The sequence below is a fragment of the Arthrobacter sp. A2-55 genome (assembly GCF_025548615.1).
Taxonomy (GTDB): domain Bacteria; phylum Actinomycetota; class Actinomycetes; order Actinomycetales; family Micrococcaceae; genus Specibacter; species Specibacter silviterrae.
Genome location: NZ_JAJLOZ010000012.1, coordinates 58,802 through 67,599, shown reverse-complemented (window position 1 = coordinate 67,599; position 8,798 = coordinate 58,802). Strand labels below are relative to the sequence as shown.

At 61.6% G+C, this 8,798-nt stretch carries 7 protein-coding genes and 1 pseudogene; 7 read left to right on the top strand and 1 reads right to left on the bottom strand.

Annotated features, from left to right (window positions below; all coding sequences use genetic code 11):
* The 6 genes from LPN03_RS05555 to LPN03_RS05530 all read left to right on the top strand — a co-directional run.
* On the top strand, positions 1–797 hold a 797-nt coding region (locus tag LPN03_RS05555; RefSeq protein ID WP_262453442.1), incomplete at its 5' end, for a Kelch repeat-containing protein.
* A 370-nt stretch (positions 798–1,167) separates the two neighbouring features.
* A complete protein-coding gene (locus LPN03_RS05550) occupies positions 1,168–1,845 on the top strand; it encodes a DedA family protein (protein WP_262453441.1) in 678 nt (225 codons plus the stop codon).
* Positions 1,846–2,071: 226 nt separating this feature from the next.
* A complete protein-coding gene (locus LPN03_RS05545) occupies positions 2,072–3,478 on the top strand; it encodes a site-specific integrase (protein WP_262453440.1) in 1,407 nt (468 codons plus the stop codon).
* 221 nt (positions 3,479–3,699) lie between these two features.
* Positions 3,700–5,199 (top strand): hypothetical protein, encoded by a 1,500-nt coding sequence (locus tag LPN03_RS05540; RefSeq protein ID WP_262453439.1) that lies wholly within the window; start codon positions 3,700–3,702, stop codon positions 5,197–5,199.
* Positions 5,196–7,382: a hypothetical protein gene (locus tag LPN03_RS05535; protein WP_262453438.1), complete on the top strand. Its 2,187-nt coding sequence runs from the start codon at positions 5,196–5,198 to the stop codon at positions 7,380–7,382. The genes LPN03_RS05540 and LPN03_RS05535 overlap by 4 nt, the downstream gene beginning before the upstream one ends.
* On the top strand, positions 7,375–7,890 hold the full coding sequence (locus tag LPN03_RS05530) for a hypothetical protein (protein WP_262453437.1): 516 nt from the start codon (positions 7,375–7,377) through the stop codon (positions 7,888–7,890). Before LPN03_RS05535 ends, LPN03_RS05530 begins: the two co-directional genes overlap by 8 nt.
* 14 nt (positions 7,891–7,904) lie before the next feature.
* Here LPN03_RS05530 and LPN03_RS20920 read toward each other — a convergent pair.
* Positions 7,905–7,991 (bottom strand): annotated as a pseudogene (locus LPN03_RS20920) (LexA family transcriptional regulator); the annotation flags it as partial.
* A 228-nt stretch (positions 7,992–8,219) separates the two neighbouring features.
* Here LPN03_RS20920 and LPN03_RS05520 point away from each other — a divergent pair.
* A complete protein-coding gene (locus LPN03_RS05520) occupies positions 8,220–8,729 on the top strand; it encodes an SRPBCC family protein (RefSeq protein ID WP_262453436.1) in 510 nt (169 codons plus the stop codon).
* Positions 8,730–8,798 lie beyond the last annotated feature (69 nt).

Here is an 8,798-nt window from a genome sequence, read left to right as displayed (position 1 = left end):
TCGCACTGCCTGAGGGCACGACCCTTCTGCTCATGGGTGGGCTCACCCCCTCGGGGACCTCCTCCGCGGACATCCTGCGCATCAACCCTTCCACCGGTAAATCCACTCGCATCGCAACACTGTCCCAACCGGTCCACGACGCCGGTGGCGCCCGACTGGGATCCCGCTACGTCGTCTTTGGCGGCGGCGCTGAGACAGTCCTTGGCGCAGTGCAGGCCTATACCCCCGGCCAGGCATCGTCAACGATCATTGGGCGCCTGCCCCGGCTGCGCGCAGACCTAACCGTGGCAGGCAACGGAACCGGCACCGCCTACGTGGTCGGGGGCTTTGATGGTGCGAAACCGGATTCGTCGGTGCTGGCCACCACTGACGGAACCGCCTTCAAAACCATCGCCACACTACCCGTACCAGTCCGTTACGGCGCGGCCGCTGCCATGGGCAACTATCTATGGGTCATCGGCGGAGACCGAGGGACAGCCCCGACGACCGCCATTCAGCGGATAAGCCTCGCGACCGGCGCCGCGACCGTCACCGCAAACCTCCCGGCAGCCCTGGACCATGCCGTGGCGGTGGTGATCAAGGGCACCATGCTGGTCCTCGGAGGCATCATCAACGGCCACCCAAGTTCGATCATCTGGCGGCTGGATCCGACAACCGGAACGGTCGTTAAGGCAGGGACACTGCCACAGGCCGTGTCAATGCCCGCTGCCGCTGTCGTCTCCGGTGCGGCCTACCTGCTTGGCGGAGAAAGTGCGACGACCCTGGGCACGGTCATCCGGATCCAGCCCACCAACTAGACCCGGCCCGAGATTGGCCCTACTGGACAAATTCAAGTCCAGGGGCAACAGCAGCATCTGGAACCGCCCCGGCGGTCCTCCCAGCGGTGTACGACCGCGCTGGCTCGTAGTGATGGTCCGGTGCCGTTCTTAGCAAGTACTCAAGACCTCCACGCAGGAGCAACCCAGTCATAGTGCCAGCGGCTTGGGTGGCCCGCCTCTCCCGCCGGCCCGAGCTGCCACAAATTTACCTAGAGGCTGAGCAAAACTCGACTGAACCGTCAGCAAAGGCTCAACCAGGGCACCGCTGTGGCGGTAGCCCAAGCTCCTCAGGGTCCTCTCAGCACGCCTGTGAAATGCTCGGGGCAAGCCCGGAGAGGACGGTGGGACCGTGATCAATACGATGATCGGGGCAATCTTGCAGGTTAGCCCTGTGGTGGCCTACTTGCTCATCACCGCCTTGGTCTTTGCCGAGGACGCATTGTTCATCGGGTTCATCCTTCCCGGAGAAACGGCAGCGATCCTCGGCGGCGTCCTGGCGAGCCAGCAGCGACTGGACCTGTGGCTGATCACGGTCCTGGTAGTTCTGGCAGCCATTCTCGGTGACACTGTCGGCTACGAGGTCGGGCGGCACTTCGGACCACGGATATTACAGCTTCGATTGCTGCGGAAGCGACAGCAGAAATTGGAAAATGCGCGTGAACTACTGGCACGCCGCGGCGGCATGGCAGTCTTTCTTGGCCGTTTCACCGCCTTTTTCCGGGCCGTTATGCCGGCCCTGGCCGGATTATCCCGGATGCCCTATCGGCGCTTTCTGCTCTTCAACGCCGCAGGAGGTGCCATCTGGGGGACCGCCGTGGTCCTGCTCGGATACTTCGCAGGCAACGCCTACCTCAGCCTTGCAAAAAGCTTCGGCCACATCACAACCTTCACGATCCTCGGCATCGTCATCGCCGGAGCCATCACCTGGCACATCCAAAAACAACGCAGACACCGCAAGGACCAACACCACCCCGCCGCTGCCAAGGACCCGGCAAAGGAATCCATGCAACTCGATTCGCGCCCATGACACCAAGCCGCAACCCAGTACCGCGGCTACCTCACTTTGGCGCGAGGACGACGACGCAGAAACCGCCCTCGGCATCCCGATCCGTGAGCATTCGTGCGAGCCGAATGATCCCGTCTTTTGACGTCTAGCTAGGATGTGCCTTATGGACGCGGCGGATAGCGGCAAGGTCTCATGGGTGCTTGGAATTTCAGGCGGGCCCTCCCAGGTTCCCCGTGGATTCCATCCCTTGGCTGACGAGTGGCGCAACGTCGCCGACCGCGAGGCCGCCGTCGGCATCGTTCCCGGTCAGCCCATCTTGATTTCCCCTGGACTCGTGGACTACAGGCTGGGCGACTACTTCCGGGACGCCTACCCCTCCGACCGCCCATCAACGGCGTTGACTTACGCCAAGGAGCTGAGAACGTGGTTCACCTTCCTTGGTACCCAGGATGTTGAATGGTTTGAAGCACAGCATTCGCACGTTCGCACCTTCCAAATTTGGCGCGTCTACGACAGCCGCAACCCAAAACTAGTCGGCCCGGCAACGTGGAACAAAGGTTGGGCTGCCCTGCGGCACTTCTATGAGTGGGCAACGAAGGAGGGCTGGATAGAGCACAATCCGGCAGGAAATACTGACCGGCTCCTGGACCCTGGCACCGTGGGAGGGCATCGCGAGAAGAACGCACGGACTTCCCGGGACCGATGGATTACTCCTGGGGAGTATGCGATGTGGCGGGACGTGGGTCTGCGAGGCTATGACGCCTTGCGAGATCCGAAGGGGCGGATTGTGGCTGGTCTGCAAAATGTGGCAGCAAGGTCACGCAACACGGCACGAAATGTTGCCTTTGCTGACTACCTCGTGACGACCGGGCTCAGGCTGGATGAAGCTGGGAAATTGCTCGCATTTGAGCCCGGGACCAACATTGAGGAAGAAGTTCCGATTGTCGGCAAGGGCCGCGTGCGACGGCACTACAGGGTGATGAATGACCTTGGCCTGACCAGCCTGCACCAATACAAGGTCGGGGAACGCACCGATGCAATCCGGCGTGCACAAGCCGCGGGTCGTTACGACGAAGTAAAGGGCCGGCTCGAGGTCGTTGAGGTACTCCAGAGCCGTTCCGGTCAGCGTGTCAGGTTGACTGATGGCCGTGTCTTGTCCGTGGAAACGATGACGGCGCGGGCCCGGGCGAGCCTGTATCTGGTCAAGGACCAGCAACTTGAGCCGGCCTGGTTGTGGCTGAAGGAGGACGGAAGTCCACTGCAAGCAGCCTCGTGGGACAAAGTGTTCGATACGGCCAACGACCGGGTGACGGCGGCGCGCACTCTGCTGGGAGCTGTTTCACCAACGGTGAAGGTGACCCCGCATTCCTTGAGGTTCACCTTTGCCCTTTTTGTGCTTCTGGCAGGCATCCGGGCCATTGATGAACATCTTGGATTCGACGACGCATCACCCTTCACGGTCATGAACTACGCCCAGGCCTTCGATGAGGTTCGGGACCTACTCGGGCACTCCTCCGTTGAGACCACCAAACGGGTCTATCTGGAACCAGTTAAGGGGTTGCGGCGATCAAGCTTGCTTCGGGGCGCCACCATTGAACAGATGTGGGACCACGTGTCAGCCACGAATCCGCTGATCGGTTTCCACACCTCATGAGCGGACAACGGGCAGCGCAGCCTCCGCCAGGGCTGCAGGCCTCGGGGCCTTCCGGCGATGCAGGCCCTGGCCTGGCTGTCACGCTGCACCTTGAGGACGCCCCGAACTATGGTGTGGATCTGTCAAGAATGGCCGGTGCGGAGACCCTGCGCCGGGATTTCGCCCAAGCGGTTCTTGCCTGGAGTGCCAGCGAAAGGGGCGGGCGGAGAACATTCAGTGTCTTGGCGATCAAGCGGGCACTGTCGTACTTCCTCAAGTACGTGGAGGAGCCCAGCGCCGATCGGTCGGTTTCCCGGGTGGAATTCATCGCCGAGATCACGCCCTTCCATTTGCGCGGTTACCACGCCGAACTGCTCCGGCTAAGATCCCGCACCACTGTGGACGATTACTTCAACAGGGTGCGCACGCTGTTGCGCTTTGCAGGGACTACGTCCGATGCGACCCGGAGGGAGATCAACAAGAGGCAGGGGTGGTCGAAGCCGGAAACACAGATTGAAAGGTATTCCAAGCGTGACTTTGTGAGGATCCGCGATGCAGCCCGAAAAGTGATCGAAGACGCGCATGCCCGGATTCATGCAGCGCATCTGGAAGCGCTTGAACATGGTGCAGGCAATGCGCCAGACACTGCGAAGGGCCTTGCCCTGCACGAGTTGATGACCCTGGGGATGCCCCAAAGCAAGGCCGGATTTAGGTCGTTGGCCGCCTTGGGCCCGCATGACTACCGTCAACGATTCGTGGCCCGTCGACATCTTTTCCTGGACGGTGATGAGGTCCTGGCCGCCGCGGTCCTGATGGCCTGCCATCGGGGGTTGAACCTCTCTCCCATCGTGATGTCGGGAATGCCCGTCGAGATTGATGCCGACACGGTACAGCTTGATCTCGACAAACCGCGCCGGGGACCCGGGCTACGGTTTTGGCCCGAGATCCTCACGGACAATACTGATCGAAACGACCAGGCAGCCAGGGACGTGCGCATGATCGCCGAAGCGACCGAGCCGGCACGCACGTGGCTGGCCCACAATAACCAGCCCTCCCAGCGGCTGCTCATCCGGTGGCCTTTCACCGCGAACAAGCCCCACTTCGGTGTCCCCTCAGCAACACATCAACAGGGTGCGGGAACCCGAGACGGCAACGGCGCATCATGGATTCCGGAAGGGATACGCATTGATTTCCAACGCCTGCGCCGCAGCGTCCCCCATCAAGGCGTTGCCAAGGAGCCCACCGATCACAATCCGTCCACCTACCTCCACTACGTCCGTACGGACGCCCTCGCCCTGGCAGAACAACAGCTCGAAGCCGCCGCCGGCATCCAGACAGCCATGGACCGGGCACGCCTTGAAGTGCAGAATCGGATGCGTGAAGGGCAGGACTCCGGCGAGTCGAAGGACGCGCTCATTGCCAATTGCCGAGACCCGGAAACTAAACCGAAGACAGGACTGCCCTGCACGACGGGGTACTTCTCCTTTCTCGATTGCCTTGACTGCGAGAACGCGGCCACAGTCTCGCGCCTGCTGCCGCGCCAACTGGCAGCCTTGGATGTGTTGGAAGACCTCAGGGATGCCCTGGGCGATGCCTGGGAGAGGAAGTTTGCTCGTCGCTACTACATGCTCAAGTCGATAGTCGAACGCCACTCCCCGGCGGAACGGCTGGCAGCGGCTGATCAGGTCAAAGCTCACCGGCCCTCAATTATTGCCGCCTTGCGGCAGGAAGGACCACGATGACCCAGTCCCATGGCCAGGCGGAAAGTCTGGCTGATGCCGCACTCCACGACGCCCCCCTGCTCGATTATCCTTCCGACGCCACTGCCAGCATTGCCTCGCATCGCATCCGCCAAGACGCGGTGATTGCACCGTTCGGTGCGGATGTCTGGCCGATGAATGCGCTGGCCGACGATCCCTCACGTCCCTTGCCTCGGCTCAGATTTGATGGCTGGCCGGTGGCGTTTCGTGACTCGGCGAAACACGTCGCCTACGTCTTGATCAACCACGGGAATCCTGAGATCCTCACCAACGAGGCCCACGGAAACTACGTCAAGTGGCCGCAAGTCGGGACGATCGACAACCTTCTCTTCCAGCTGAGGGGCCATGTGAATTGGCTGCTTGGCGAATGGTCCGAACGGCATCCGGCGACGCCAGTCCTCACTCCCGGTGACTTGGATGCGGAGCACCTCAACGACTGCCGGCGCAGGATAGATGCTTCCGGCTCGTCCGTGGACACGAAGCGTAAAAGCCTTGAATGTCTGATTCGTGTCTGGCACCTCAACCCTTGGCTGCCCGAGGCTCTCCAATGGCCCGAGCCCGTTTGGCATCGTGAAGCGTGGAAGCCTCGGACCGGTGTTCGCGAAAATGCGACGAAGCGTTTATCGCAGGCCACCATGGGGCCGCTCCTGGAATGGTCAATAGCCTTCGTGACCGAATTCTCCGACGACATTATCGACGCCCATAAACACCTGCACAGCCGGATTGAGAACTTGCCGGCCGGTGAGGGCCAGCACCACGCAGCCCGCACTCTCTTGCAAGAATACGTGCGCACCAAAACGCCACTGCCCGCCGCGCCGGCCTGGTCGGGCACCAAACGAGCCGAGGAGGTTGGGTGGGGCGTAGTTTCCTATAACCATCGGATCGACACGCTTTACTTGAGCAGGGCCCTGGCAAAAATGCGCGTCCGACCGGCTATATCCAAAGACACCGCCCTCACCGCCCTTGATTTCAAGGTTGAGGGCCGGTTCCACGGCCGACAGTGGATCCCGTCCACCGGCGTGTACGATGTCAAACCCCGCTCGATCAGCCGCAACACCTTGCCGGGCCCCTTGGTGGGCCATTTACGCACAGCGGCCATTATCGTCGCCGGCTACCTTACGGGCGCCCGCCCGGAAGAAATCTGCACGTGGCAACACGGCGCGGCACCAACACCCCTCGAACGCCGGGGAGGTTCGAGGCTGCACCTGATACATGGCCGAGTATGGAAGGGTCGGCGGGCGGATGAATCCGGGATATTGGGAAACGGACAGGAGGCGGCGTGGGCAACAATTCCCGTAGCAGCGAAAGCCATTCACATAGCCGAACGGATTGACCAGCTCTTCGGCAGGAACGATGGTCTGCTCTTCTCCGATTCGGGGCGGCAGAGAGAGCCTTCGACCGTGACACTCTGGATCAAGGACTTCGTTTCCTTCATCAACGAGCGCCTCGTCCCCCACTGCGTGAACCCCCAGGCCCTCCAAATTCCTGAGGACCCTGACGGGGCGATCACCTTGAGACGATTTCGACGCACCCTTGCCTGGTTCATCCACAACCGTCCCAACGGTGAAACGACCACAGCCATCCAATACCAACACCTCGGCACTCTCATCGGAGGAGGCTACGCGGGGACCAAGGAGTCCGGGATGAACGACCTCCTGCTCGAAGAAGACTGGTCCCACCGCCGGCGAACCATGGACCACCTGCGAACCCTGCTCGATCGTGGCGAAGGTCTCAGCGGGCCCGCTGCCGATCGGGCCTTCGCGGCCACCGAAAAGCTACCCCGAGACCTGACCCCCGCTGACGAACGCCGCTTGCGCAAAGACAGGACACTACTGATCTACGACAACCCGGCCGCGGTGGCGCTGTGTGTGTACGACGAACAGCGGGCCCTGTGCCACAAGATCAAGCTCGCGGGAAAAGACGACCAGCCCAGTCTCCTCGAGTGTGTGGACGGCTGCCTGAACTGTGCGCGCACGGACGGCCAACTCCAAGAATTGGAATCCGACGCCGCCGCCTTGCAAGCCAATGCGGAGCTCTCGCCCTTGCCACTAGCCCAGGCCTTCCTGGCACGTTCGGAACGCAACCTGCTCATTGTCAGCCAGCACCGATCCACTCGAATCTGCCGCAACAACAGTGCGCCGCAGGAAAGCGTCAGCGATGAATAAGCCGGCAGCCATCCCCGACAACGCGGAAATTGAGAATGAAGATGAGTCGTCCCGCCGGGCAATCCTCGCCGCGATGCAGCGAATCCTCCTCGGCCAACCCCAACGGGTGCCCGTCGGCGCGACCAGCATCAGCGACCTGGCCCGGGAAGCGCAGCTCGGCCGCCACGTGCTCTACCGCTCTCTCGACCTCAAGGATCGCTTCGCCTACCTGCGCGACGCGGCACACCCGCCAACAGCATCCGAGGTTCAGCTCCACGAACACATTGCAAAACTCAAGTCGGAAGCGGCCAGCCTACGGGAACTGCAGTCACGCACGCATGAACGCGCGGAGAACTGGAAGGCGCTGTGCGCCACCCTTGAACGGGCGATCAACGTACTCCAAGAAGAACTACGACAAGAACAGATCAAGACCGTAAGGCTTACCCATAGATTGGACAACTTGAAGGAAGAAGCTGGATCTGCCCCAGTAATTCCTTTGCGCCCTCACCCAAGTTCACAACACCCCTGAACCCTCTAAAGAATGATCAAGTGCTCATTCAGGTTGATCCTGCCGTCAAAATAATCCTGTGCCGGGGAGGGGTACCCGGCCGCCACCGCACTCGGGGCCATCAGGAGGCCCAGAGCGGATCCGGCGGAGTCTACCAGCGAAACATTCGATACATGAGTCATAACACACCACTTACTAGAAATTGGGTTCGATTATTCCAGTGTAGGCGCAGGCACCGACATTGGCACCGGCGCACCTTGCAACACCAATCCACCGGACCTTGGAAACAAAGTCGCGCCGTGTCTGGCAACGCATGGCACCGACCCGGAACGGCGTGCAAGAATTTCCTCATGGCAGCCCGACTCTATGACCTCTCATCGTCCTGGACGTTCCCGAACTTCCAGCAGGAGGTCTGGGACGTGATTGCCGATCCGGACATGTCGTGGCCCCAGTGGTGGCCCGGCTGCAGCTACGCCAAGCCGCTGGAGCGGGCACCGCATGAAGGCGCCTCCAAGGAGGAGCTCCTCCTGGCAACGACCGCGACCCTGAACTTCAAGGCGTCGCTGGGCTACACGCTCACGGTCGCCTACCATCCGACCCTCGTCGAGAGCCCGCGAGTTGTTGCTTTCGACGCCGCCGGCGACCTGGAAGGCGAAGGCCGCGTGCTCCTGTCCAGGACAGACAACGGCCACACCCGCATGGACATCGAATGGCGGGTCCGCCCCACCAGCCGCTGGATGGCGCTCCTCAGCCCCGTCGCCGCGCCCGCATTCACCTATGCCCACGCAGCCCTCATGCGAAAAGGCGAAACCGGCCTCAGGAACTTTCTGGCCTGGAACCACACAAACAACCACGGCTGAATTTCCGCCCCGACACTGGCCAGCACCCTCCAGCCGGATTTACCATGAATTAAACACGAATTAAACAGC

What these genes read in the sequence shown, in the direction of transcription:
- LPN03_RS05530 (WP_262453437.1), top strand. Translation starts at nt 7,375, where the DNA reads ATGAATAAGCCGGCAGCCATCCCCGACAACGCGGAAATTGAGAATGAA.
- LPN03_RS05520 (WP_262453436.1), top strand. Translation starts at nt 8,220, where the DNA reads ATGGCAGCCCGACTCTATGACCTCTCATCGTCCTGGACGTTCCCGAAC.
- LPN03_RS05535 (WP_262453438.1), top strand. Translation starts at nt 5,196, where the DNA reads ATGACCCAGTCCCATGGCCAGGCGGAAAGTCTGGCTGATGCCGCACTC.